Genomic DNA, 23,967 nt, shown 5'->3' with positions numbered 1-23,967 from the left:
ATGAATGGGATGCCAGATTCCAGACACAAAAAAACCGGCCCTATAGGCCGGTTTTTTTCATCCCCGTCAAACGACGCAGGACTGAAATCTGATTGGAGCGGGTGAAGGGATGATCAGTGGGCATCCAACGAACTGGTTATCAATGGATTAACTGGCCACCGGGACGGTGGCTGTGCCGCAGTGTGTACCAGGATGGGAAGTGGATCAAGTGCCGTTGACTCGCTTGGCGTGCACATGAGATCTCCCGCGTTGAGCGTGCGTGGAGGTGAGGGCTCTGTTCGCGGGCTAGAACTGTACTGATCTACCCCATGACCCGGATGTCGCCGGAGGTTGATTATTCGCTGAGACCGTCAAAGGTTTCTTACTCGTGAAGGGCAGCTAACGGCCAATAGCGGACGCTTGATCGCGGGACTCACCGCAAATGAGCGGTCAACCCTTTAAACGTCAATTCCATGGATTGAGCTAGAAGCTGATCCATTACATCCGACGGGACGGCCGCACTATCTGCTCGCCAGGCCAGGCTAAGCATGCCATTCATGGCAGCCCACATCGCGGTGGCCACAAGGTATGGGTCGATGGCTGGATCGATTGAACCGTCGGCTATGCCATCGCGCAGCGCAGCCTCAAGTTGAGCGTTATGTTTCTTCACCATCGAGCTAATACGGGTCTGAGCCTCCGGTGTATCTGGAGGAGAGGCCATGAGACGGAACTCGTTGGGGCGCTCCTTGGCAAACCGGATGTATCCCATAGCAGCAACCCGAATCCGCTCCAACGGAGTACCTGCCGCCGCGTAGGCCCTTTCCATGTATACCCGGTTCTCCTCCATGGCCTTTTCCGTCACGGCTAGGAGCAAGGCAGATCGTCCACCGACCCGGTTGTAGATCGTCTGCACGGCGATATCGGCACGCTCAGCAACTGCCTCTAGCGTCAGGGCAGAAAGCCCTTCCTCCAGAATCAATGCTTCGGCGGTATGGATGATCGCAAGGCGAGTGGCCTCGGCTTTGCGCTGGGTGCGGGTTGGAGTGGAGATGTTCATGGGACGGCAGTATACCTGAAAAAAATTTGATGCACTTCTAAAATTGGAATAGCATCAAAAAAACGAAAGAGGTTCGCTGCCCCATGACTTCACGCCTGGATGTTTCCTTCGCTTCGGGAAATTCACGTTGCTCAGCTTGGCTGTACCTGCCATCCGCAGGGGAGAAGCCACTACCCGTCATCGTCATGGCTCACGGTTTGGGGGCCATTCGCCATATGCGGCTGGACATGGTCGCTGAGCGATTCAGAAATGCTGGCTATGCCTGCCTTGTTTTCGACTACCGCCACTTCGGCGACAGCGACGGCAACCCTAGAAATTTGCTCAGCATCTCCAGGCAACTGGAGGACTGGCGCTCTGCTATTTCCTACGCACGTTCCAGAACTGAGTTGGATGCCAAGCGAGTAATTCTTTGGGGTACATCATTCAGTGGCGGCCATGTCATGCGCGTTGGCGCACAGGACGGCTGTGTAGCTGCAGTGATGAGCCAATGCCCGTTTACCTCTGGATGCGCTTCTGCAATGGCCCAAAGCACAAGAACGGCTTTGAAGCTGACGCTCTTGGGCGTCGTTGATCGCATTGGCTCGATCTTCGGCGCGGCTCCGTTGCTGGTAGATGTTGCTGGGCCTGCTAACGCTGCAGCTTTGATGACGGCTCCTGATGCTCTGCCTGGCTACCTCGCTCTCGTGCCGGAGGGCAAGGCATTTATCAACAAAGCCGCTGCACGAATTGCCCTGGATATCTCCAGCTATCACCCAGGACGCAGCGCCGCTGAGATCAACTGCCCTTTGCTGGTTCACGTGTGCGAGACCGATAGCGTGGCCCCCTCTGGGCCGACGCTGCGCTATGCCAGGCAAGCCAAAAAAGCTGAGGTGGTTCTCTGCTCAGAAGGCCATTTCGAAATTTACGGTGGCGAAGCCTTCGAGCGAGTGAATCGCCAGCAGCTCGAATTTCTACGCCGCAACGTGCCTGTCTAGCGTTCAGCACCCTCCCTGCAAAGCAATGATCAAGGCCGAGTGGCCTGAGGACAAGAAATGGAAAAGTACGATTTGACTGGACGCGTAGTGGCTAGAAAGCTGCACGCGAGTTGCACATAAGCCAAGGGCTTTGCCAGAAGCACGGGGTATTGACGTCCATTTCATCATCGAAACGATCTAACGGCTGCTTTTGGCCGAAAGCAGACGCTGGTTCGATCCGAAGATGGTTTGTGCCCTGCCTAGCCTTTGCCGATTTTTGAAGGACAAATATAGAAGTATCTAAGCAATTGTTCGTCCATCGCTCGCGTCTGGCTGCATAGGTGCAGGCCACCGTCAACGCGAGTCTGATACAGTCGGCTCCGGAAAATCTTTGACAGGGAGTCAAGCATGGCAAAGCCAGCGGCACGTATTACTGATCCAACCAGTTGTGCTATGCCTGGGCACGGTTCCAAAGCAATCGCCTCGGGTTCTCCTGATGTGTTCTTCGACGGTCTTGCGGCCGCTCGCAAAGGGGACGCGTGCACCTGTGGTAGTGCGTTAGCCTCAGACGTGTCCAGCACCGTGTTTATCAACGGCCAAAATGCCGCACTGGTCGGCACTGTTGGCACCCATGGCGACGTCGTGATCGGCGGTTCGAGTACGGTCATCATCGGAAGCACCCATACCCCCGCTCCCTTTACTCCACCTACGCCCTTGGTCATCCACGGTAACTGGATTGGCTTTAAAATTTCTGCGGAAGAAAGCTACGAAGGATTTGCCTGCACGGCACACTTTGATGATGGGGCGTCCATGCCCGGCGTCTTTGACGCAAACAACTCGGTCAAATTTTCTAATCCCACCGGTAAGACATGTCATACCTTGGCATTTACCCAAGACGAGATTGCCTGCACCACCTCAGGTATTGACGGGTTGCTGAACGACATTTTGGGATAAGGATTTTCTCGTGACGGAACCGAACCTGGTAACCGGAAGTTATGTTGTCAAAAGCGAACACACTCTCGACCGTTCTCCCCTAGAGATGGCGGTTGCAGGCATGGAGGGGGCGGCCAGCCGTTTTTCCATCGATGCCATCAAGGACGAGCGCGTCCGTGCTAGCTACGAGGGCAATATTCGACGAATGTCACAGCAGATCTTCGCTGAAGTCAGAGCCGGCAATATCAGCGTTGAGGACGCGACAAAGTTCAGCAACGAGATGCGCAACAAAATCATGTACGAACACCGCAAACTGACGTCTGCACACGGCCTTGCCATCGTGCAAAAAAAGAAGAGTACTGGAAAAACATACAGAGAAATACTGGATGGAAAATCTCAAGCCCAGTTCAACAAAAATTACGAACAACTTTCTAAGGCTCAACAGAAAGAGGTTTTGTACAAAGCTCTAGAGCGGTCTGGTAGTGCCAATGCCAAATTCACTTCTGGCACAAAAATCATGTCCGTCATGGGGAAGGTCGGCATCATCATGACAGCGGTGCTTGCCTCTTACCAAATACTGAACGCAGACGACAAAGCCAAAGAAACGGCCCGTCAGGCCACCATCCTCAGTGGTGGTGCGGCAGGTGGTTTCCTGGCGGGCTTGGGTGTATCCGCTCTTTGTGGACCTGGAGCGCCGGCCTGCGCCATAGCCGTTGTTCTCATTGGAAGTATTGCCGGCGGCATTGCTGGAGGGGTTGCGGCTGATACGTTCGACGCCGAGCTAGAGGAGCTGGCCCATTGGGACATATTCTGACTTCCGCGGAAAGAGCGAACATCCAGATTGCGCTGGCAGAGGCATTTGTAGATAGTTTTGTCGACTACGCCTCTATCGCAGAACGAATCCGCGGCTATGATCCAAAGGTTGTTGAAGACATCTTGTATTCAGAGGTAGCTCCCGTGTGTTTCAGCAACCTCGAAACGCCTGTCCCACCTGTTTGGACCGGTTTTCAGGATGAATGGTTACTGGATGAAATAGCGAAAGAACTCAAAGCACGAGAAAGCAGTTGGGTAAGGCGTAGCTTTGACCGGTTAAAAGTTTGTTGGCTACGCTACAGCTACGGTTACATCTGGAAAGAACTGATGAAATTTGATCAATTCCAATAACCCTTCAAGAATATTTAGCGCAATTATCGAGCCCCTGAGATGAAGGTTCGAACCCCTCCCTGCGTCGTGAGAAACGGTTTCGCTTGCCGAGCCGTGTATAGCGAAAGTGCTAAAGCTTGGAGCCGCTTGCCGAAACAAACAGATAGAGCCCGTCGCAATCGTTGAGCGTGTAGTTTTTGTCAGTGGATTTGGCTTGGCGGATTTTCAAATCGGTGAGCATGTGCCCAACTCCTCAGATGAGAGTTGGATGCGATGGTCATGCCTCGGGGGTCGCTCCTCCAGCAACAATGCGATACCGGGGCGGCCGCAAAGATGTACCACTTCATGTGCCGGAAAAGGCCGGCTGTCAGTGGATTTCGCTGGATGTCACTGGAATCAAGCTGGGAGGAAAAACCGTATCAGCTCAGTGACTTGCATGCGTTCCGTGGATTTGTATAAACATCCATGGAAAGGTGATGTGGAGCGGGTGAAGGGAATCGAACCCTCGTTATCAGCTTGGGAAGCTGGAGTAATGCCATTATACGACACCCGCTCGGAACGGCTGACTTTGTACCAGACTCGGGCGCGGATTTGAAGTTTTCTTTGCGCCGGATGGCCTTCAAAGCTTGAAGCAGACGTGCGTTCGGTCAGTCGCGGGCAAGCGCTGCGGGCGTGAAGTCGGTAAAGGCTTCAGTGGCGCAGGCTTGCTCGCGGTGACGCTTTTTCAGATGGCCAATGCATGGTAGTCCTGGGCGAACGCGTTGCGCGCGCGGCTGCTGTGCTGCGCAGGTTTCAGGAAACCCAGCAATGCCTTGCGGCTGCCTTCGCAGGCGGCCTTGTGTTCCATGTCGAGGAAGTGGCCGGTGGCCTGCAGCGTGCTGAAGGTGCTCAGCTGCACATGGTTGCCGAACAGCTTGGCGTCCACGGCCGAGGTGTACTCGTCCCATTCGCCGTTCATGAACAGCACCGGCACGTCGATCTGCTTGGCGGCGCGCAGGTAGCAGTCGCGGTCGTTGTTCAGCACCTCGTTGATGTGAAAGTGCATCTGCCCGTATTCGTGCTCGGCCAGGCTGCTGACGTGGCGATAGTTGAAGCGCTTGAACAGCGACGGCAGGTGTTTGCCGATGGTGTTGTTCACCAGATGGCCGACGCGGTCGCGGTCCAGGTTGCCGAGGTGTTCGACGCCGCGTTCGAGGTAGTCGCGCATCGGTTCGTTGATTACCGGGGAGAACGAGCTGATCACGGCCCGTTCGATGCGCCGGGGACGATGCGCCAGGGCCATCATGGTGGCGGCGCCGCCCCAGGAGAACGACAGCACATGCTCGGCGGCGAAGTGGTCGATCAGCTCCAGCAGGATCTGGGCCTCGACTTCCTTGGTCAGCATCCTGTCGTGGCGGTTGTGCGCCTTGGAGCGGCCAGCGTAGGGTTGGTCGTAGCAGACCACGTTGAATTGCGGGTGCAGGTTCTTGACGGTTTGCGCAAACGACGCAGTCGTGGCCATCGAGCCGTTGACCAAGATGATGGTCTTCTCTGCGGCGTCTGCGCGATAGAACTCCGTGTAAACCCGATACTGACCCTGTATATCCAGCACAGCGATTTCTGGCCTCATGTCATAAGACTCCTGGCAAGCGGGTATGCGCGCAAAAGATTGCACGAGCTTTGTGACAGGTAGGCATACGCCTGGAATTTTGCGGGCCCATGTCGATCCGTTACGGCAGGTCGACGGGTGTTGTTATTGGCGGGCGATTTGCCGGGGGAGGCGGAGCCTTGGGCTCTCTGCCGGCAAAAGGTTTCTTAGAAGTATGTTGTGACTCATCGGTCACATTTTGGCCGACGTCCTGATTCAAGCAGGGGGATCAGGATCGCGCAAGTGCCGTCGGTAATTTGTTCGACAACTTCTGCTGAGCGGTCGCAGGCTTAGAACAAATGGATCTCTTCGGTGCGCAAAGCGCGGTACTCGCCCGGTTTTAGCGCATTGTCCAGATGCAGCGGGCCCATGGATTCGCGGTGCAGGCGCAGCACTTTGTTGTTGAAGTGACCGAACATGCGCTTCACCTGATGGTAGCGGCCCTCGACGATGCTCAACCGCGCCGTCTTCGGGCCGATCACGTCCAGCACCGCCGGCTGCGTGGTCAGGTCTTCGAAGGCGAAGTAGATCCCCTGGGCGAATGTGCTCGCATATTCCGGGCCGATTTCCTGTTCGGTCTCCACGTAGTAGACCTTCGGCAGTTTGGTCTGCGGCTGGGTGAGGCGCCGCGACCAGGCGCCGTCGTTGGTGATCAGCATCAGCCCGGTGGTGTTGAAGTCCAGCCGGCCGGCGATGTGCAGGTCGTCCTTGTCCGCTTCCAGGATCAGATCCAGCACGGTCGGGTGCTGCGGATCGCGGGTGGCGCTGACGCAGCCCGGCGGCTTGTGCAGCATGAAGTAGCGCGCCGGTTTGCCGGCCTGCAGCACTTCGCCGTCCACCTCGACGCGGCTGAACTCCAACACGTCGCTGTGCGGGTCGCTGACGACTTTTCCGTCGATGCTCACACGCTTTTCCACCAGCAGCAGGCGAACTTGCTGACGGTTGTAGCGGGGCAGGTTGCTGAGGAAACGGTCGACGCGCATGGTCAGGAATCGGTGGGCACAGGGGCGCGCATCTTACGGGATCGGCGGCCCGGACGCTTGCAGTTGCGCTTCGACCTGCGCGCAACGCGGGCACAGGCAGGCGCGGTCGCGCAGTTCGGGCGGCAGGGCCTGGAGCACCGCCGCATCGATGGTCACGCCGTAGCACCAGCAGGCGCGGTCGGCGGTGCGCGGGTCGGCCAGGGTGCAGTCGTTGCGGGCACCGCAGGCCGGGCAGAGGTCGGGACGAGGAAGGTCAGGCATAGGTCGAGTGGGGCATTTCCATGCAGGTGCGGTTGCGGCCGGTTTGCTTGGCCCGGTACATCGCATGATCGGCCCGGGACAGCAGACTGTGCAAGGTGTCGTCCCGTTGCAGGGTGGTGATGCCGATGCTGACGGTCAGGTTCAGGGCATGGCCGTTGTAGGCATATTCGTGCTGCTCGACGTGCCGACGGATTTTCTCGGCAATTTTCTGACCGGTGGCGCCGTCGGTGTCCTTCAGCAAAACGATGAATTCCTCACCGCCCCAGCGGCAGACGATGTCGGAATGGCGCAGGCAGCTTTGCAGGTCGCGGGCGAAGCCGATCAGCACCTGGTCACCGGCCATGTGGCCGTAGGTGTCGTTCAGCGCCTTGAAGTGATCCAAGTCCAGCAGCAGCGCGGTCAGCGGTTTCGGTTCCCGCTGCGCCTCGTGCAGGGCCTGCACGGCAAGCAGGTCGAAGCCGCGCCGGTTCGGCAGTTCGGTGAGGCTGTCGAGGGTGGCCTGGGCGTGGATCTTTTCCTGGAAGCGGCGGATCACCCGGTTGAGCAGGGCCAGCACGATCAGCGTCACCAGCAGGCAGATCAGCAGGTTGAGGTACAGCGACTGGCGGATTTCGCTCAGGGCGCCGTCTTCGCGCTTGTCGACGAACAGGTACCAGTTGAGCTCCGGGATGAACCGCACGTTGAGGAAATGTCCCAGACCGTGGGCGGAATATTCGTAGCTGCCGCTGTGGGGTTTGGGCAACTGGCTGACCAGGTTTTTCATGCTGTCCAGGTCGTTCAGGCTTTTGCCGGCGCGGGCGCCTTCCGGGCCGCCTTCGGCGCCGGTGAGCACCAGCCGGCCGAAGGTGTCGACGAAGTACACACTGCGCTGGTAGCGCTGCTGGTACTTGTCGATCAGCTTGATCACCGCGTCCACCGTCAGCCCCACCCCGGCCGCGCCGATGAAGCGGCCGTGGTAGTCGTAGACCTTGTAGTTGATGAAGAAGGTCATGTTGTCTTTGTTGGCCAGGTCCGGGTCGACGTTGATCTCGTACGGATCCTTCATGTCGCGCACGCGGAAGTACCAGGCATCGCGCGGCTCATCGATTCGCACCTGCTTGAGCACGCCTTTGGCGTGGTAGTAGGTATGGGTGCTGTTGGAAACGAAGAACGCAGTGTAGGCGCCGTAATGGGTCATGACCTCGTCGAGGTAACGGGTCATCTGGTCGGTGTCCTTCTCACCGTTCACCACCCAGTCACGCATGAAGGTGTCGCGGGACATCATCGACGAAATCAGGATCGGTCTGACGAGGTCTTTCTGGATTTCCGAGTAGACGGTGTCGGACGTCAGCGGCAGTTCGGTGTTGACGATGTTGTCGCGGATCGAGGTGCGCGAGGCGTAATAGCTGAGCAGCGAAGTGGCCAGGAAACCGGCGCCGAGCAGGATGACCACGGTCATCACCAGCGAGCGTTGGGAGTACAGCGCGGATCTGAGCGGCATGGGCGATTCCCTTGGCGGTGACCTGATGGCAGGCATTCTAGTGGCACGGCGGGAGAAATAGCTGCCTCTGTGCGAACCGAATCCGATTCGCAGGAAACTTCGTCCGTTTTGGCCTCTCGCGCAGACGTCTGCGCCACTGATCCGAACCTACGGCGGCATCGGCACTTGAGGGGCGCCAACCAGTCAAAAGAGTGTCGGCCGGATTCCTTCGTCGTCGGTCGCAGGTCTTTCAGGAGGCCATCATGTTTCGTCGAATCCTGCTGGGTCTGTTGCTCGGTCTTGGTTTGTCGGGATGCTATTACTACGCCGGCACCTACGATGCCTATTCCGCCCCTTACTACTATCCCGGCTACTACTCGCCTTACTCCTACGGCGGGTACTACGGCCCGCGCTACTACGGCGGCGCCCGCTACTACTATTACGGCGGCCACGGCCCCGGTTATTACCGTGGCGGATACCACCGCTGGCACCATTAATCACCCCGTGAATCGGGCCGTAGAAGATGAACAACCTTTCATCGGCTACGTGTTTCAAGTTGTTACCGAAGCGCACCAGATTCCGAAAACGCTGTCAGATCATTCGTCAGTCACCGAATAAACGACTGACGCCTGCCAGCGTCGCTGGCGTGGCCCACCCGCGGTCCAGGAGGCCGCCATGTATCGCCGAATTCTTCTGCTTGCCGTGATGCTGTTTTCCATTGGCGGATGCGTCCCATATTCCTACGGAGATGGCTACTACAGTTCGGAGGTCTACACGTCCCAGTCGCCGTCGTACTACACCAGTGGTGGCACTTACTACAGCGGGGGCAGTACCTATTACTCTGCTCCGCGCTACTACCAGCCGGCTCCCCGCTATTACTCGGCGCCGCGCTATTACCAACCGGCCCCGCGCTACTATTCGGCGCCGCGCTACTACGAGAGCCGGCGCTGGCACGACAATGACCGCGGACGCTGGGACGGCCATCGCGGTGGCTGGGATAACCACCGGGGACGGGGCGACCATGACCGTCACGGCGACCGGGGTGACCACAACGGTCGCGGTCGCTGGTAATTCACCGCAGCAAAAAGCGGCGCATCGAGCGCCGCTTTTTTTGTGTCCGCGATTGACCCCGGGCCTCAGTAAGCCGACAGATCCGCCAGCGGATGCCGCCCCTCCCAGACCTTGTGAAAATGCGCCTCCACCACCGCCTCCGGCACGCGGCTGACATCCGGCCAATGCCAGTGCGGCTTTTGGTCCTTGTCGATCAGCCGCGCCCGCACCCCTTCGCTGAACTCCGGGTGGCGGCAGCAATTGAGGCTCAAGGTGTATTCCATCTGAAAGACTTCCGCCAATGACAAGTGGCGGGCGCGGACGATCTGTTCCCAGACCAGGTGCGCCGTCAGCGGCGCGCCTTCGCTCAGGGTCTTCGCCGCGCGGGCGATCAGCAGGTCGCCGCTGTCGCGTTGCAGGGTGATGGCTTTCCACGCGCAGGCCACGTCGCTGACGTCCAGCAGTTCGTCGATCTGCCGGCGCCTCGGCAGCCACTGCGCGTCGGGCATCTGCGCTGCCGCCTCCTGCTGCAGGGCCTTGAGCAGGCTGTTGAGCTGCATGGCGGTCTGTTCCTGCCAGTTGAGCTGCAGCAGGCGCTCGATCAGTTCCGGCTGCTGTTCGTCGAGCAGGAAACGGTCGGCCAGGTCCAGGTCCAGTGCATCGCGGCCGTTCATCTGTGCGCCAGTGAGGCCGAGGAACAGGCCAAGCTTGCCCGGCAACCGCGACAGGAACCAACTGGCGCCGACATCCGGGTACAGGCCGATGCTGATCTCCGGCATGGCCAGGCGGCTGCTCGGCGTGACGATGCGGGTGCTGGCGCCCTGCAGCAGGCCCATGCCGCCGCCGAGCACGTAGCCGTGGCCCCAGCAGATCAGCGGCTTGGGGTAGGTGTGCAGGCTGTAGTCGAGGCGGTATTCGGCGTTGAAGAACTGCGCGGCCAAGGGCGGCACTTCACCGGGGTGGGCGCGGCAGGCCTCCACCAGGCTGCGCACTTCGCCGCCGGCGCAGAACGCCTTGGCGCCGTTGCCGCGCAACAGCACGCAGACGATTTGCGGATCCTTGGCCCAGGCGCTCAGTTTGTCGCTCAGGGCGTGGATCATCGGCAGGGACAGCGCGTTGAGCGACTTTTCGGCATCCAGGGTGGCGATACCCAGGCGGGCGCCGTCGGTGCCGGTGCGTTCTTCGAAGTGCAGGTTCATCGTGACCTCGATCGGGAATTTGAGCGTTCAGTATGATCGCTGTACGGGAAAGTGCCGGTTCCGTGTCAGATCAATTGACAAGCGTTGTCGGCTTTCCTAGGGTTCGCCCCATTGTTTTTGCCGGGTATGACCATGACTGCTGACGACCGTATCAAACTCGAACCGAGCTGGAAGGAGGCACTGCGTGCCGAGTTCGACCAGCCCTACATGGCGGAGTTGCGCACTTTCCTGCAGCAGGAGCGGGCGGCCGGCAAGGAGATCTATCCGCCGGGGCCGCTGATCTTCAACGCGCTGAACTCGACGCCGCTGGACAAGGTGAAAGTGGTCATCCTCGGCCAGGACCCGTACCACGGCCCGGGCCAGGCCCACGGTCTGTGCTTCTCGGTGCAGCCGGGCGTGCCGGCGCCGCCGTCGCTGGTCAACATCTACAAAGAGCTCAAGCGCGACCTGAACATCGACATCCCCAACCACGGCTATCTGCAGAGCTGGGCCGATCAGGGCGTGCTGATGCTCAACACCACGATGACCGTCGAACGCGCCAACGCCAATGCGCACAAGGACAAGGGCTGGCAGTTCTTCACCGACCGGATCATCGAGGTGGTCAGCCAGCGGCAGCCGCACCTGGTGTTCATGCTGTGGGGCTCCCACGCCCAGAGCAAACAGAAGCTGATCGACGCGACCAAGCACCTGGTGCTGACCTCGGTGCACCCGTCGCCGCTGTCGGCCTACCGGGGCTTTCTCGGTTGCGGGCACTTCAGCCGCACCAACAAGTTCCTTGAGCAGAACGGCGAGACGCCGATCCGGTGGCAATTGCCGCCGCTCTGAAACCGGTGGCGAGGGAGCAAGCTCCTTCACCACAACCAAGCGGTGTCACTCGGGGCTGCGGTTCCAGTACCGGAACAACGGCTCCGCGAGAAACAGCACGAACAGCAAGCGCATCACCTGCATCGCCGTCACCAGCGGCACCGACAGCTGCAGGGTTTCCGCCGTCAGGCTCATTTCGGCGATGCCGCCGGGCATCATCCCCAGGGTCAGCGAGCGCAGGTCCAGGTGGGTCAGCGCACTCAATCCCAGCGCCGCCAGTGTGGCGATCAGCATGGTCAGCGCCGTGCCGATCAAGGTACGGCCCATGAACGACGGCGCGCGGCGGAAGAACTGCCGGTTGAAGTGACAGCCCAGGCCGCTGCCGATCAGCCACTGGCCGATCTGGCTGCCGCCGTTGGGCAGGCCGATGTGCAGATCCCAGCCGATGCTGACCGCCGCGCTCACCAGCAACGGCCCGAACAGCCATGGGTTGGGCTGGCGCAGGCGCTGCCAGAGCCAGGCGAGCAGGGCGCCCGCCGGAAACAGCAACGCCAGCCAGCGCCAATCGACGCTGCCGGCGTGGGCAATCGGCGTGCCTTCGCCGAGCAGGTACTTGAACGCCGCCGGCACGCACAGCACCACCACCAGCACCCGCAGGCTCTGCCCCGCCGCCACATGGCTGAGCATCGCGCCGTTGCGGGCGCCGAGGTTGACCATCTCGCCCGAGCCGCCGGGCATGCTGGAGAAGAACGCGGTGGCGCGATCCTCGCCGGTGCGCCGCATCAGCCACACGCCGACCACTGCCGACAGGCTGGTGACCAGCGCCCCGAAGAAGATCAGGCCGAAGTGGCTCAGCACCTGTTCCATCACCAGTGGGGTGAAGTGCAGGCCGATGCCGATGCCGACGATCCATTGGCCGCATTTGCGGCCGCCGGGGATTTCAGCCAGTTGCCACGGCGTCAGACAGCGCACGAGGATGATCGCCAGGAGCGAGCCGACCATCCACGGCAGCGGCCAGCCGATCTGGCTGGCGACGTAGCCGCCCAGCAGACCGACCAGCGGTGTTCCCCACCAGCCTTTGAGCGATGTCCGGTCAGACATCGGCGATGGTGCGCTGCGCGGCCGAACGTTTGCGCCAGATGCGCAGAAGCGGCACGGCCAGCATGACGGCGGTCAGCACCCAGACGCCGAAGGTGATCGGGCTCGACCAGAGGATGTCCAGCGCGCCGTTGGAGATCGACAGGGCGCGGCGCAGGTTCTGCTCCATCAGGCCGCCGAGGATGAAGCCCAGCAACAGCGGCGACAGCGGGAAATCCAGTTTGCGCAGGATGTAGCCGAAGATGCCGATGCCGATCATCAGGAACAGGTCGAAGGTGGTGGCGTGCACGGCGTAGACGCCGATCCCGGTGATGATGGCGATCACCGGCACCAGCGCCCAGTTCGGCACGGCGAGGATGCGGGTGAAGACGCGGATCATCGGGATGTTGAGGATCACCAGCATCACGTTGGCGATGAACAGCGACGCGATCAGGCCCCAGACGATGTCCGGCTGATCCTGGAACAGCAGCGGGCCTGGCGTAATGTTGTACAGCGACAGGGCGCCGATCATCACCGCGGTGGTGCCCGAGCCCGGAACGCCGAGGGTCAGCATCGGCACCAGCGCACCGCAGGCGGCGCCGCCGATGGCGGTTTCCGGGGCGGCGAGGCCGCGCTTGTCGCCTTGGCCGAACGTGCCGCCGGTGCCGGCGATGCGTTTTTCCGTCATGTAGGCCACGGCGCTGGCCAGGGTCGCCCCGGCACCCGGCAGGACGCCCATGATGAAGCCCAGCACGCCGCAGCGGATGTTCACCACGAACACCGAAGCCGCTTCCTTGAAGTTGAACAGCATGCGGCCGGTGGCTTTCACCGCTTCCTGGCCGTGATGGGTCTTCTCCAGCAACAGCAGGATTTCGCTGATGGAGAACAGGCCCAGCACCAGCACCACGAACTGGATGCCGTCCGTCAGGTGGATGTTGTCGCCGGTGAAGCGGTATACGCCGCTGTTGGCGTCGATGCCGACCGTGGACAGGAACAGGCCGATCAGCGCCGCGATGAAGGTCTTCAACGGCCGGTCGCCGGCCATGCCGCCCAGGCAGACGATCGCGAACACCATCAGCACGAAGTATTCGGCCGGCCCGAACGCGATCGCCCACTTCGCCAGCAGCGGTGCGAACAGCACCATGCCGCAGGTGGCGATGAATGCGCCGATGAACGAACTCCACGCCGACAGCGACAGCGCCACCCCGGCCAGGCCCTGGCGGGCCATCGGGTAGCCGTCCAGGGTGGTCATCACGGTGGAGGCTTCGCCGGGGATGTTCAGCAGGATCGAGCTGATCCGTCCGCCGTATTCGCAGCCCAGGTACACCGCCGCCAGCAGGATCAGCGCCGACTCCGGCGGCAGGCCGAGGGCGAACGCGATCGGGATGAGCAACGCGACGCCGTTGATCGGGCCGAGGCCCGGCAACAGGCCGACCACGGTGCCGATGAGGGTGCCGCACAGGGCGGTCGCCAGGTTGTAGGGGCTCAGCGCGACGCCGAAGCCCTGACCCAAGTAGCCGAGGGTATCCATATCAGTTCTCCAGTACGTCGAGCAGGCCCAAGGGCAGGGGAACGTCCATCAGACGGTCGAACAACAGGTAAAGACCGATGGCCATCAGGCTGATGATCACGGCGCTGGGCAGCCAGCGCCCGCCGTAGAGCCGGGCCATCGGCACACCGGTGACGATGCTGGCCAGGATGAAGCCCAACGGTTCGAAAGTGCCGGCGAACACCAGCAGCAACAAGGTGCAGAGGCCGATCTTGGTCAGCGTTTCGCGGTCCAGCGGCGGTTCGTCCTCGCTGTGCTTGATCGGCGCGGGGCGGAACAGCATGTACAGCAAGGCTGACCCCATCAGGCCGAGCATCAACAACGGAAACGCCCGAGGGCCCACGGGTTCGTAGGAAAACGCCGCCTGGTACGGCCAGGCCATCAGCGCCAGGCCGGCACAGGCCAGCAACAGCACCGACGCGAAGATGCGTTGAATGAGCATGGAGACACTCCTGTGCCATGACCCCGCCGGGCAGGGCCATGGTCGCTAGACAGAGACGATCACTGGATCAGGCCGAACTCTTTGGCCAGCACCTTGTAGTCCGCGACTTGCTTCTTCACGTAGGTGTCCAGCTCCGGGCCGGTCATGGCGAAGGGGAACAGCTCGCGCTGATCGCGCAGCTTGGCGAACTCGTCGGAGGCCAGCAGCTTGTCGAAGGAGGCTTTCCACCAGGCGTAGTCTTCGTCGCTGACCTTCGGGCCCAGGTAGAAGCCGCGCACCACCGGCCAGACGATGTCGTAGCCTTGCTCGCGGGCGGTCGGGATGTCTTTCATTTCCGGCTCGTCGAGGCGGTTCTCGGCGAACACCGCCAGCAGGCGCATGTCGCCGCTGAGGATGTGCGGCATGGAGTCGGAGATGTCGGTGCTGCCCACCTGGATGTGCCCGCCGAGCAGGGCGGTGGCGATCTCGCCGCCGCCTTCGAGGGCGACGTAGCGCAGGTCGCGCGGGTTGATCCCGGCGGCCTTGGCGATCAGGGCGGTCTGCATCCAGTCCTGGCTGCCGACGGTGCCGCCGGAGCCGATCACCACGGCGCTCGGGTCTTTCTTCAGTGCCTTGACCAGGTCGTCGAGGGTCTTGTAGGGCGAATCGCTTTTCACCGCGATGGCGCCGTAGCTGGTGCCGACCGCCGCCAGCCATCGCACGTTGGTCTCATCGAAACGGCCGAACTTGCCCTGGGCCAGGTTCAGCAGCGAACCGCTCGACCACGCCACCAGCGTGCCCGCATCGGCCGGACGCTGGGCGACCACCGCGTTGTAGGCCACCGCGCCGACGCCGCCGGGCATGTAGGTCACGCGCATCGGTTTGGTCAGCAGCTTTTCGTTCACCAGCGCGCTCTGCGCCAGTTTGCAGGTCAGGTCGAAGCCGCCGCCGGGGGAGGCCGGCGCGATGCATTCCGGGCGTTTGGGCTCGGCCATCAGCTGGCCGGCGAACACCATGAGGCCGGCGGCCAGAGCGACTTTACGCAGTGATAAGTTCATCTATGTCTCCTTGGGAGTTGTTGTTATGGACGTACTGAATTACCAAAGGGCAACGCTGTAGCTCACCAGCAGACGCACTTCATCGGCATCGCGGGCGGAGTAGTTGGAACGGTAGGTGGCATTGCGCAGGCGCACGGCGACGTCCTTGAGGGCGCCGCTTTGTACTACATATTTGATCTCGGTGTTGCGCTCCCACTCCTTGCCTTCGTCGCCGTTCTTGAGCTGGATGTTGTCGCCGCTCAGGTAACGGGTCATGAAGCTCAGGCCGGGGATGCCGAGCCTGGCGAAGTCGAAGTCGTAGCGGGCTTGCCAGGAGCGTTCTTCGGCGCCGGCGAAGTCGTTGATCTGCACGAAGTTGACCAGGTACGGGTCGCTGCCGTCGACATACGGGAAGGCGCTGTCGCCGGACATGTGCTGGTAGCCGGCGGTGAACTTGTGGCCGCTCAGGGCATAGCTGACCAGGCCGTTGAGCGAGCGGTTGTCGATCTTGCCGCCGCGGGCCGCGCCCTGGTCGTCGCTGAGGGCGAACCGCAGGTCGGTGGCGAAGGTGCCGGGGCCCATCGGCTGCGAGGCGACCAGGCCGAGGAAGTGCTGGTTGTAGACTTCGGCGAGCTGGGCGAAGTGGTAGCTGCCGGTGATCTTGTCGGTGAACTTGTAGTCCAGGCCGCCGAAATCGAAGTGCTTGCCGGCGACGGTGCCGGCGAAACGGCTGTTCTTGTTGTTGAGGGCGATGTCCTCGAAATCGGTGCTGTCGCGGTCCTTGGCCTTCTCCAGGCGCCCGCCGGTGAAGGTCAGGTTCTTGATCTCCTTGGAGGTCAGCAGGCCGCCTTCGAAGGTCTGCGGCAGGATGCGTCCGTCGTTGGGCTTGAGGATCGGCAGTTCCGGGATCAGGCTGCCGATCTTCAGTTCGGTGGCGGAGATCTTGACCTTGCCGGTCAGGCCGAGCTTGGAGTACTCGTCCGCCGCGCGTCCGTCATCGTGGGTCGGCAGCAGGCCGGTGCCGGTGCGGTCCGGGCTCGAATCGAGCTTGACACCCAGCATGCCCAGCGCATCGACACCGAACCCCACGGTGCCGTCGGTGTAGCCCGACTGCAGATTGAGCATGAAGCCTTGGGCCCATTCGTCCCGCTTGGATTGCTGGGCGCTGGTGCCGTCGCGGAAGTCTCGGTTGAAGTACATGTTGCGGGTTTCGAAGGTGGCGCTGCTGTCTTCGATGAAGTCGGCATGGCTCAGCGGGGAAAAGCCGGCAAGGGCGGCGGCGCTGGCGAGGGCGGTGCGGCTGAAGCGGGAAGGGCGGACAGGCGCGAAGGCCCGGCTCTGCAAGGACTGCATGGATGCTGTACTCCGTTTATTGTTCTTATTGGTCGAAAACGCTTCGTGGCGTTTTTCGCAGCGCTGTGTGCGGCAGCGACGGAAGTCGAAACATTCCGTTACCCGACTCTAGCGGCCTAACCTTTCGCTAACCTTTCAGTTGACTTTCACGGTTTTCGGGCTTCACAGCGGCGGTGGCGGCGGTAAACTCCGCGCCAAAGAGTGGCGTCGGCCACCCCCTGAATGAGGTGAGGATCCATGCGTGTTCTGCTCGTCGAAGACCATTTGCCGCTCGCCGAAAGCGTGGCGCAGGCGCTCAAGGGCACCGGTCTGACCGTGGATGTGCTGCATGACGGCGTGGCCGCCGACCTGGCGCTGGGCAGCGAGGAATACGCCATGGCGATCCTCGACGTGGGCCTGCCGCGCATGGACGGTTTCGAAGTACTGGCGCGCCTGCGCGCACGCGGCAAGAACCTGCCGGTGCTGATGCTCACGGCCCGCAGCGACGTCAAGGACCGGGTGCACGGCCTCAACCTCGGCGCCGACGATTACCTGGCCAAGCCGTTCGAGCTCACCGAACTGGAAGCGCGGGTCAAGGCCCTGCTGCGCCGCAGCGTGCTCGGCGGCGAACGCCAGCAGCGCTGCGGCGTGCTGGCCTACGATCTCGACACACGGCGCTTCACCCTCGGCGAAGAACTGCTCACCCTGACCTCCCGCGAACAGGCCGTGCTCGAAGCGCTGATCGCGCGGCCGGGGCGGGTGATGAGCAAGGAGCAACTGGCGGCGCAGGTGTTCGGCCTGGACGAGGAGGCGAGCCCCGACGCCATCGAGATCTACGTGCACCGCCTGCGCAAGAAGCTCGACGGGCACGCGGTGGCCATCGTGACCTTCCGTGGCCTGGGTTACCTCCTGGAAAGCCGCGATGCATAAGCCCGGCAGTCTGCGCTGGCGGTTGCTGTGGAACCTGGCGCTGCTGCTGGTGGTGCTGATGCTCGCCAGCGGCCTGAGCGCCTACTGGAACGGGCGCGAAGCTGCCGACACCGCCTACGACCGCACGCTGCTGGCGTCGGCCCGCACCATCGCCGCCGGCCTTTCGCAGCGTGACGGCAGCCTCAGCGCCGACGTGCCCTACGTGGCCCTCGACACCTTCGCCTACGACAGCGCCGGGCGCATCTACTACCAGGTCAACGACATCCACCAGAAGCTGATCTCCGGCTACGAGAACCTTCCCGGCCCGCCGCCCGGCACGCCGCGCACCGACAGCTACCCGGCCCTGGCGCGGTTCTACGACGCCACCTACCGCGGGCAGAACGTGCGGGTGGTGAGCCTGCTCAAGGCCGTCAGCGAACCGAACATGAACGGCATGGCGGAAATCCGCGTCGCCGAGACCGACGAAGCGCGGGTCAGCATGGCCCAGAGCCTGGCGGCCGACACGCTGCTGCGCCTGGGCATGCTGGCCGGCGGCGCGTTGCTGCTGGTGTGGTTCGCGGTGAGCGCCGCGCTGCGGCCGCTGGAGCGTTTGCGCACGGCGGTGGAGGAGCGTCAGCCCGATGACCTGCGGCCCTTGCCGCTGGTGCAGGTTCAGCGTGAGCTGTGGCCGCTGGTGCGGGCGCTCAACCATTTCACCGAGCGCTTGCGCGGGCAGTTCGAGCGTCAGGCGCAGTTCATCGCCGACGCGGCGCACGAGTTGCGCACGCCGCTGGCGGCGCTCAAGGCGCGGCTTGAGTTGGGCCTGCGCTCGAACGAGCCGCAGGTCTGGCACGACACCTTGCAGTCCTCGGCGCAAAGCACCGACCGGTTGACCCACCTGGCCAACCAGTTGCTGTCGCTGGCACGGGTGGAAAACGGCGCCCGGGCCATCGCTGAGGGCGGCGCGGAGCTGCTCGATTTGAGCCAGTTGGCCCGGGAGCTGGGCATGGCCATGGCGCCGTTGGCCCACGCCAGGGGCGTCGCGCTGGCGCTGGAGGCGGATCAGCCGGTGTGGCTGCGCGGCGAGCCGACGCTGCTCAACGAATTGCTGAGCAACCTGGTGGACAACGCGCTGGCGCACACGCCGCCGGGCGGCAATGTGATCCTGCGGGTCACGGCGCCGGCGGTGCTGGAAGTCGAGGATGACGGTCCGGGGATTCCGCTGCACGAGCGCGACCGGGTGTTCGAACGCTTCTACCGGCGCAACCAGCAGGTGGCGGGATCGGGCTTGGGGCTGGCGATCGTCGGCGAGATCTGCCGGGCGCACCTGGCGCAGATCACGCTGCATGACGGGGAGCAGGCGGGGTTGAAGGTCAGGGTCAGCTTCATCGCCGGATGAGGCTTTTGAGGATTGACTCTGGAAGGCGGCGCCGCCCGGCGGGAGCGAGCGCCCTCGCCACAGGGGTCAGTAGAACATCGACCGTGATTCTTCCAGGTCTGCGCACATTTCCTTGTTCTCCGTGTCGATCCCCAGCTTGCGGAACGCCGGAACGCTGAACGGGTCGATGCGCGCGAACGGATGCTCGGTGTCCTTGTGGCAGTACAGGCTGGCCACCTGCACCAGATCGACGTAATCGATCTCGGCCGACTCCCGCTTGAAGTCTTGGTACAGCCCCGGCAGTTCGACCAAGCGTTCCGGAAACTCCCAGACACGCAACAGCTTGTCGCCGAGCAGCGGGTGAATGTGGTCGATCACGTGGTTGAGGCTGACAGGATCCGACAGCAGTTCGTAGTGGTCTTCGGCGTAGGTCAGGATCGGCAGGACGCCGATCTGGTGCACCAGTCCGCCGAGGGCGGCCTGGTCGGGCTTGAGCTGGGTGTGGCGGCGGCACAGCGCGTAGCTGACCCCGGCGATCTCCAGGCTCTTGCGCCAGACTTCGCGCATCTTCTGTTCCACCACGTCGGAGCGGGCGTGGAAGATCTGCTCCATCACCAGGCCGATCGCCAGGTTGCTGCTGTAGTTGACGCCCAACCGGGTGATGGCCGTGTGCAGGTCGGTGACTTCCTGCGTCGCGCGCAGCAGCGGGCTGTTGACCACCTTGATCAGGCGCGCCGACAGCGCCGTGTCCCGGCCGATCACCTTGCTCAGGTCGCTGACGCTGATCTCCGGGTCTTCGGCGGCCTTGCGGATCTGCAGGGCCACTTCCGGCAAGGTGGGCAGAACCAGATCATCGTTGTCGATGGCCTCAACCAAATCCTGTTGGACCTTATCCGCCAGCTCGCTCATGTCGTTTCTCTAGGTCTTGCACCAAAGGCCGCGTTCAGCGCTGGATCTCGCGGTCGCGATCCAGTTCGTAAGGCAGGTCGAGCAATTGCAGCGCCGGGCCCTCGAGCGTGCCCAGGTGCACATCGCCCTCGTCGGCGGCTTCGGCTTGCAGCACCGCGAGCAGTTCGATGTTGTGTTCGGCGCGGGCGGCCAGCACCACTTCGCCGATGGAACTGCCGTGGCTCGGCGCAAACAGCGGGGTGCCGGGTTCCGGCAGTTCGCCGGCCTCCAGGCTGACGCGGTACAGACGACGCTTGAGCTTGCCCAGGTACTGCATGCGGGCGACGATTTCCTGGCCGGTGTAGCAGCCTTTCTTGAAGCTCACGCCACCGACGGCCTGCAGGTTGAGCATCTGCGGAATGAACAGCTCGCGGGTGCTCGGCATGACCTGGCCGATGCCGGCGCGGATCTGGCCCAGCAGCCAGCCGTTCAGGTCGCCTTCGGCCAATGCGGCGGACAGACGGGCCTTGATGGCGTCCGCCTGATCGGCGGGCACCCAGAGCTCGGCGCGATCCGGCGAGACGCGAACCGCGATCAGGCCTTCGTGGCGCGCCACGCTGTCGGTCTCGGCCGGCAGGGCCAGGCCGAGACCGTTCAGGGCCGCGTCCCCGTTAACCAGGCCAAAGCGCACCCAGGCTGCGCTTTCGTCGGTCAGTTTGGATTTGGAGAACACCGCGTACTTTTTCAGGTCCGCCAGTTGCGGCTCCAGCAGTTCGCCGGCCATCGCCATCAGCACGCCGTCGCCTTCGAGCAGGATGCGGAAACTGGACTGCATCCGGCCCTTTTGCGTGCAGCGGGCACCGAGGCTGGATTGGCTGTCGCTCAGGTAGTTGATGTTGCAGGTCAGCTGGCCTTGCAGGAACTTGCCGGCATCCGCGCCGCGGACCGCGAGAACGCCTTCATGTGACAGGGTGCAGAAAAAAGCAGAATCGGCCATGGGTCATCGCAGGGTAAAGAGACTGGGGCACATCATAAGGGGGGCACGTTGAAATGGATAGTTCATAAAGGATCGGTGGTGGCCGACCAAAGCCGACTGTTCGGCACGCGCCCGGCCTGTATACTTGCGGCCTATTTGAGGAGCGCTCCATGGTCGAACAAGTTGAACTGAACCGCCTCTTTTGGCACAGCCGCCGCGGCATGCTCGAGCTGGACGTGCTGCTGGTGCCGTTCGTGAAAGAGGTCTACGCGAACCTGAACGACGTGGATCGCGCGCTGTATGTCCGCCTGCTCGAATGCGAGGACCAGGACATGTTCGGCTGGTTCATGGAACGCAGCGAGTCCGATGATCCGGAACTGCAGCGCATGGTCCGCATGATCCTGGACCGTGTCCAGCCCAAGTGAAACCTTCGAATGCCGCTGGCAGGCCTCAGGGCAACTGCTGGCGGCGTATCTGCTGACCCAGGCGTTCGCCCTGGGAGCCGTCTTTTGTCTGTCCGTGCCGCTCTGGGCCAGTTTGCTGGGGGCTTTGGCCTGTCTGGGCCATGCCGCTTGGGTGTTGCCGCGTCAGATTCTTCTCAGCCATTCCAAGGCCTTCAGCGGTCTGCGCCGCGACGCGCAGGGTTGGCAGTTGTGGAACCGCGCCGATGGCTGGCAGCCGGTGCAGTTGCGGCCGGACAGCCTGGCGCTGCCGCTGATCGTGGTGCTGCGTTTTCGTCTGCGGGGCGAGCGGCGCACACGGTCGGTCTGCGTGCCCCGGGACGCGCAGGCGGCGGATGTGCACCGTCGCCTGCGGGTACGCCTCAAGTTCAGCCGGCGTAGGTGGGCGGCACCAGAATAGTGTCCAGCGCTTCGGGCAGCAGGTCCGGGTAGTCGAGGGTGAAATGCAGCCCGCGGCTTTCCTTGCGTTCCATGGCTGAGCGGATCATCAGCTGCGCCACCTGCGCCAGGTTGCGCAGTTCGATCAGGTCGCGGCTGACCTTGTAGTTGCTGTAGAACTCGTCGATCTCGTCCAGCAGCAGGCGCACGCGGTGCTGGGCCCGCTGCAGGCGCTTGTTGGTGCGCACGATGCCGACGTAGTCCCACATGAACCGCCGTAGTTCGTCCCAGTTGTGCGCGATGATCACGTCTTCGTCCGAATCGGTCACCTGGCTGGCGTCCCAGGCAGGCAGGGCGCTGGGCACGCTGACGTCGGCCAGTTGGCCGAGGATGTCGGCCGCCGCCGAGCGGGCGTAGACGAAACACTCCAGCAGCGAGTTGCTGGCCATGCGGTTGGCGCCGTGCAGGCCGGTGAAGCTGGTTTCGCCGATGGCATAGAGGCCCGGCACGTCGGTGCGGCCCTGCTGGTCGACCATCACGCCGCCGCAGGTGTAGTGCGCCGCCGGGACGACCGGGATCGGTTGTCGGGTGATGTCGATGCCGAATCCGAGGCAGCGCTCGTAGACGGTCGGGAAGTGGCTTTTGATGAACGCTTCGGGCTTGTGGCTGATGTCCAGGAAAACGCAGTCCACGCCCAGCCGCTTCATTTCATGGTCGATGGCCCGGGCCACGATGTCCCGGGGCGCCAGTTCGGCGCGCGGGTCGAAGCGCTGCATGAAGCGCTCGCCGTTCGGCAGCTTCAGGTGGGCGCCTTCGCCGCGCAGGGCCTCGGTGATCAGGAAACTCTTGGCTTGCGGGTGATACAGGCAGGTGGGGTGGAACTGGTTGAACTCCAGGTTCGCCACCCGGCAACCCGCCCGCCAGGCCATGGCGATGCCGTCGCCGCAGGCGCCGTCGGGGTTGCTGGTGTAGAGGTAGACCTTGGCCGCGCCGCCGGAGGCCAGGATCACGAACCTGGCGCCGTAAGTGTCGACTTCGCCGCTGCGGCGGTTGAGCACGTAGGCGCCGAGGCAGCGGTCGCCGTCCAGGCCCAGTCGGCGTTCGGTGATCAGATCGACGGCGACCCGCTGCTCCAGCAGTTCGATGTTCGGGCGTTCCTTGGCCTGGGCCAGCAGCGTCGTGAAAATGGCCGCGCCGGTGGCGTCGGCGGCGTGGATGATGCGCCGGTGGCTGTGGCCGCCCTCGCGGGTCAGGTGGAATTCGAAGCCGCCGTCCTCGCCGCTGGCGTGTTCGTCGCGGGTGAAGGGCACGCCTTGATCGATCAGCCACTGGATCGCTTCGCGGCTGTGCTCGACCGTGAAGCGCACCGCGTCCTCATGGCACAGGCCGCCGCCGGCGTTCAGGGTGTCGTCGACGTGGGATTCGACGGTGTCGGTGTCGTCCAGCACGGCCGCAACGCCGCCCTGGGCCCAATAGGTGGAGCCGTTGGCCAGATCGCCCTTGCTCAGCACGGCGATGCGCAAATGGCCCGGCAGGGTCAGCGCAAGACTCAAACCGGCAGCGCCGCTGCCAATGACCAGAACATCGTGTTGGAACTGTTGGCTCATTTCAGGATTCCGCTCAAAGCGACCCGGGTCGGGGGTGGCGCAAGACAGCTGGATCGGCACGTCGGGACCGCCACACAGCCCACTAGTATATAGAGGGGGGGATCGGCACAATAGCCGGGCCGATATGGCATTGTGAAACTACCGTGACGGGAAAATCCGAACGTTTCGTCGGATGCCTTTTGGGCAGACTTCGCAAAAAGACGGCTGTATCGGGGATGAAACACACTTTTTCCGCTCATGGTCGCCCAATGTCGGTATGGCGCGGCTATAAATATTTGGAACTTTTGCCAAGGGCCCAAGATCAATAGACAGGTGCCTGAGACAAGGGACAGTGTCGGCTTCGAAGCGGAACCTGAGGTCGGGTTCCTGCCGGCGAACCGATGACAAGATTATTCGCGCAGCCGGTTCATTCCGCGCTGCGTTTTTCGTGCGTGCCTAATCAGAGCCCCGCAGGAAACTTGCTTGGAGGGGGAGAACTTTTGCGAAAAGCCCGAGTCTATGTTTGC

At 62.5% G+C, this 23,967-nt stretch carries 26 protein-coding genes and 1 tRNA gene; 11 read left to right on the top strand and 16 right to left on the bottom strand.

Translation table 11 applies throughout. The annotated features are described in order from the left end of the window. Positions 1–412: 412 nt before the first annotated feature. Entirely contained in the window at positions 413–1,036 is a 624-nt protein-coding gene (locus CAG29_RS09670) for a TetR/AcrR family transcriptional regulator (protein ID WP_085585180.1), read from the bottom strand. Between the two features lie 83 nt (positions 1,037–1,119). Between CAG29_RS09670 and CAG29_RS09665 the strand changes: the two genes are divergently transcribed. From CAG29_RS09665 to CAG29_RS09650, 4 genes are all read left to right on the top strand, one after another. Beyond that, positions 1,120–2,010, top strand: a complete 891-nt coding sequence (locus CAG29_RS09665) for an alpha/beta hydrolase (RefSeq protein ID WP_085585182.1) — start codon at positions 1,120–1,122, stop codon at positions 2,008–2,010. 387 nt (positions 2,011–2,397) lie between these two features. Beyond that, positions 2,398–2,943, top strand: coding sequence for a PAAR domain-containing protein (locus CAG29_RS09660; RefSeq protein WP_085694323.1), 546 nt, complete (start codon positions 2,398–2,400; stop codon positions 2,941–2,943). Between the two features lie 10 nt (positions 2,944–2,953). Next, positions 2,954–3,736 (top strand): hypothetical protein, encoded by a 783-nt coding sequence (locus CAG29_RS09655; RefSeq protein WP_085694321.1) that lies wholly within the window; start codon positions 2,954–2,956, stop codon positions 3,734–3,736. Further along, complete coding sequence (locus CAG29_RS09650) at positions 3,721–4,086, top strand: hypothetical protein (RefSeq protein ID WP_085694319.1); 366 nt, start codon at positions 3,721–3,723, stop codon at positions 4,084–4,086. The genes CAG29_RS09655 and CAG29_RS09650 overlap by 16 nt, the downstream gene beginning before the upstream one ends. A gap of 109 nt (positions 4,087–4,195) precedes the next feature. Here the strand turns inward: CAG29_RS09650 and CAG29_RS28155 are convergent, their stop codons facing one another. The 6 genes from CAG29_RS28155 to CAG29_RS09625 form a co-directional block, all read right to left on the bottom strand. Continuing rightward, complete coding sequence (locus CAG29_RS28155; protein WP_139831484.1) at positions 4,196–4,306, bottom strand: Arm DNA-binding domain-containing protein; 111 nt, start codon at positions 4,304–4,306, stop codon at positions 4,196–4,198. Positions 4,307–4,544: 238 nt separating this feature from the next. Continuing rightward, positions 4,545–4,618 (bottom strand) — tRNA-Gly (locus CAG29_RS09645). A 171-nt stretch (positions 4,619–4,789) separates the two neighbouring features. Next, complete coding sequence (locus tag CAG29_RS09640; protein ID WP_085585168.1) at positions 4,790–5,674, bottom strand: alpha/beta fold hydrolase; 885 nt, start codon at positions 5,672–5,674, stop codon at positions 4,790–4,792. 308 nt (positions 5,675–5,982) lie between these two features. Beyond that, positions 5,983–6,675 carry a pseudouridine synthase gene (locus tag CAG29_RS09635; RefSeq protein WP_085633018.1) on the bottom strand — a complete coding sequence of 231 codons (693 nt, stop codon included), beginning with the start codon at positions 6,673–6,675 and terminating at the stop codon, positions 5,983–5,985. 33 nt (positions 6,676–6,708) lie between these two features. Beyond that, a complete protein-coding gene (locus CAG29_RS09630) occupies positions 6,709–6,936 on the bottom strand; it encodes a cysteine-rich CWC family protein (RefSeq protein ID WP_085694317.1) in 228 nt (75 codons plus the stop codon). Further along, positions 6,929–8,416, bottom strand: coding sequence for a sensor domain-containing diguanylate cyclase (locus tag CAG29_RS09625; RefSeq protein WP_085633020.1), 1,488 nt, complete (start codon positions 8,414–8,416; stop codon positions 6,929–6,931). Before CAG29_RS09625 ends, CAG29_RS09630 begins: the two co-directional genes overlap by 8 nt. A 242-nt stretch (positions 8,417–8,658) precedes the next feature. On the opposite strand from CAG29_RS09625, the gene CAG29_RS09620 reads away from it, so the two are divergent. Together CAG29_RS09620 and CAG29_RS09615 are read left to right on the top strand one after the other, a co-directional pair. Beyond that, the gene (locus CAG29_RS09620; RefSeq protein ID WP_085585160.1) at positions 8,659–8,892 is read left to right on the top strand and encodes a hypothetical protein; all 234 of its coding nucleotides are present in this window, start codon (positions 8,659–8,661) and stop codon (positions 8,890–8,892) included. Positions 8,893–9,070: 178 nt separating this feature from the next. Then, the gene (locus tag CAG29_RS09615; protein WP_085633024.1) at positions 9,071–9,466 is read left to right on the top strand and encodes a hypothetical protein; all 396 of its coding nucleotides are present in this window, start codon (positions 9,071–9,073) and stop codon (positions 9,464–9,466) included. Between the two features lie 65 nt (positions 9,467–9,531). Here CAG29_RS09615 and CAG29_RS09610 read toward each other — a convergent pair whose 3' ends face one another. Next, positions 9,532–10,644: an enoyl-CoA hydratase/isomerase family protein gene (locus CAG29_RS09610; RefSeq protein WP_085637213.1), complete on the bottom strand. Its 1,113-nt coding sequence runs from the start codon at positions 10,642–10,644 to the stop codon at positions 9,532–9,534. Between the two features lie 132 nt (positions 10,645–10,776). Here CAG29_RS09610 and ung point away from each other — a divergent pair, with 132 nt between their 5' ends. Beyond that, entirely contained in the window at positions 10,777–11,469 is a 693-nt protein-coding gene (ung, locus tag CAG29_RS09605) for a uracil-DNA glycosylase (protein WP_085633092.1), read from the top strand. A 45-nt stretch (positions 11,470–11,514) separates the two neighbouring features. Here ung and CAG29_RS09600 read toward each other — a convergent pair whose 3' ends face one another. From CAG29_RS09600 to CAG29_RS09580, 5 genes are read right to left on the bottom strand one after another with little or no spacing between them, the layout of a single operon-like run. Further along, on the bottom strand, positions 11,515–12,549 hold the full coding sequence (locus CAG29_RS09600) for an AbrB family transcriptional regulator (RefSeq protein WP_085694315.1): 1,035 nt from the start codon (positions 12,547–12,549) through the stop codon (positions 11,515–11,517). After that, positions 12,542–14,056, bottom strand: coding sequence for a tripartite tricarboxylate transporter permease (locus tag CAG29_RS09595; protein WP_085633026.1), 1,515 nt, complete (start codon positions 14,054–14,056; stop codon positions 12,542–12,544). Before CAG29_RS09595 ends, CAG29_RS09600 begins: the two co-directional genes overlap by 8 nt. A gap of 1 nt (position 14,057) precedes the next feature. Further along, positions 14,058–14,516 (bottom strand): tripartite tricarboxylate transporter TctB family protein, encoded by a 459-nt coding sequence (locus tag CAG29_RS09590; protein ID WP_085585149.1) that lies wholly within the window; start codon positions 14,514–14,516, stop codon positions 14,058–14,060. Between the two features lie 59 nt (positions 14,517–14,575). Further along, complete coding sequence (locus CAG29_RS09585; RefSeq protein ID WP_085585147.1) at positions 14,576–15,553, bottom strand: tripartite tricarboxylate transporter substrate binding protein; 978 nt, start codon at positions 15,551–15,553, stop codon at positions 14,576–14,578. A 39-nt stretch (positions 15,554–15,592) separates the two neighbouring features. Next, positions 15,593–16,885, bottom strand: coding sequence for an OprD family porin (locus tag CAG29_RS09580; RefSeq protein ID WP_085585145.1), 1,293 nt, complete (start codon positions 16,883–16,885; stop codon positions 15,593–15,595). 237 nt (positions 16,886–17,122) lie between these two features. Here CAG29_RS09580 and CAG29_RS09575 point away from each other — a divergent pair, with 237 nt between their 5' ends. After that, entirely contained in the window at positions 17,123–17,794 is a 672-nt protein-coding gene (locus CAG29_RS09575) for a response regulator (protein ID WP_085585143.1), read from the top strand. Further along, the gene (locus CAG29_RS09570; protein ID WP_085585141.1) at positions 17,787–19,172 is read left to right on the top strand and encodes a sensor histidine kinase; all 1,386 of its coding nucleotides are present in this window, start codon (positions 17,787–17,789) and stop codon (positions 19,170–19,172) included. The genes CAG29_RS09575 and CAG29_RS09570 overlap by 8 nt, the downstream gene beginning before the upstream one ends. 66 nt (positions 19,173–19,238) lie before the next feature. Here CAG29_RS09570 and CAG29_RS09565 read toward each other — a convergent pair whose 3' ends face one another. Beyond that, on the bottom strand, positions 19,239–20,060 hold the full coding sequence (locus tag CAG29_RS09565; RefSeq protein ID WP_085585139.1) for an HDOD domain-containing protein: 822 nt from the start codon (positions 20,058–20,060) through the stop codon (positions 19,239–19,241). A gap of 34 nt (positions 20,061–20,094) precedes the next feature. Then, complete coding sequence (locus tag CAG29_RS09560) at positions 20,095–21,036, bottom strand: folate-binding protein YgfZ (protein ID WP_085633030.1); 942 nt, start codon at positions 21,034–21,036, stop codon at positions 20,095–20,097. A gap of 149 nt (positions 21,037–21,185) precedes the next feature. Between CAG29_RS09560 and CAG29_RS09555 the strand changes: the two genes are divergently transcribed. Further along, on the top strand, positions 21,186–21,440 hold the full coding sequence (locus CAG29_RS09555) for a succinate dehydrogenase assembly factor 2 (protein ID WP_085585135.1): 255 nt from the start codon (positions 21,186–21,188) through the stop codon (positions 21,438–21,440). Then, a complete protein-coding gene (locus tag CAG29_RS09550) occupies positions 21,424–21,876 on the top strand; it encodes a protein YgfX (RefSeq protein ID WP_085585133.1) in 453 nt (150 codons plus the stop codon). The genes CAG29_RS09555 and CAG29_RS09550 overlap by 17 nt, the downstream gene beginning before the upstream one ends. Here the strand turns inward: CAG29_RS09550 and nadB are convergent. Next, the gene (gene nadB / locus CAG29_RS09545) at positions 21,845–23,461 is read right to left on the bottom strand and encodes an L-aspartate oxidase (protein WP_085637210.1); all 1,617 of its coding nucleotides are present in this window, start codon (positions 23,459–23,461) and stop codon (positions 21,845–21,847) included. The two genes, CAG29_RS09550 and nadB, sit on opposite strands and share 32 nt — an antisense overlap. Positions 23,462–23,967: the final 506 nt, after the last annotated feature.

It is taken from the genome of Pseudomonas sp. B7(2017) (assembly GCF_002112745.1).
Taxonomy (GTDB): domain Bacteria; phylum Pseudomonadota; class Gammaproteobacteria; order Pseudomonadales; family Pseudomonadaceae; genus Aquipseudomonas; species Aquipseudomonas ekonensis.
Note: the sequence above shows the minus strand (reverse complement) of the source record. Positions and strands in the feature narration are given on the sequence as shown.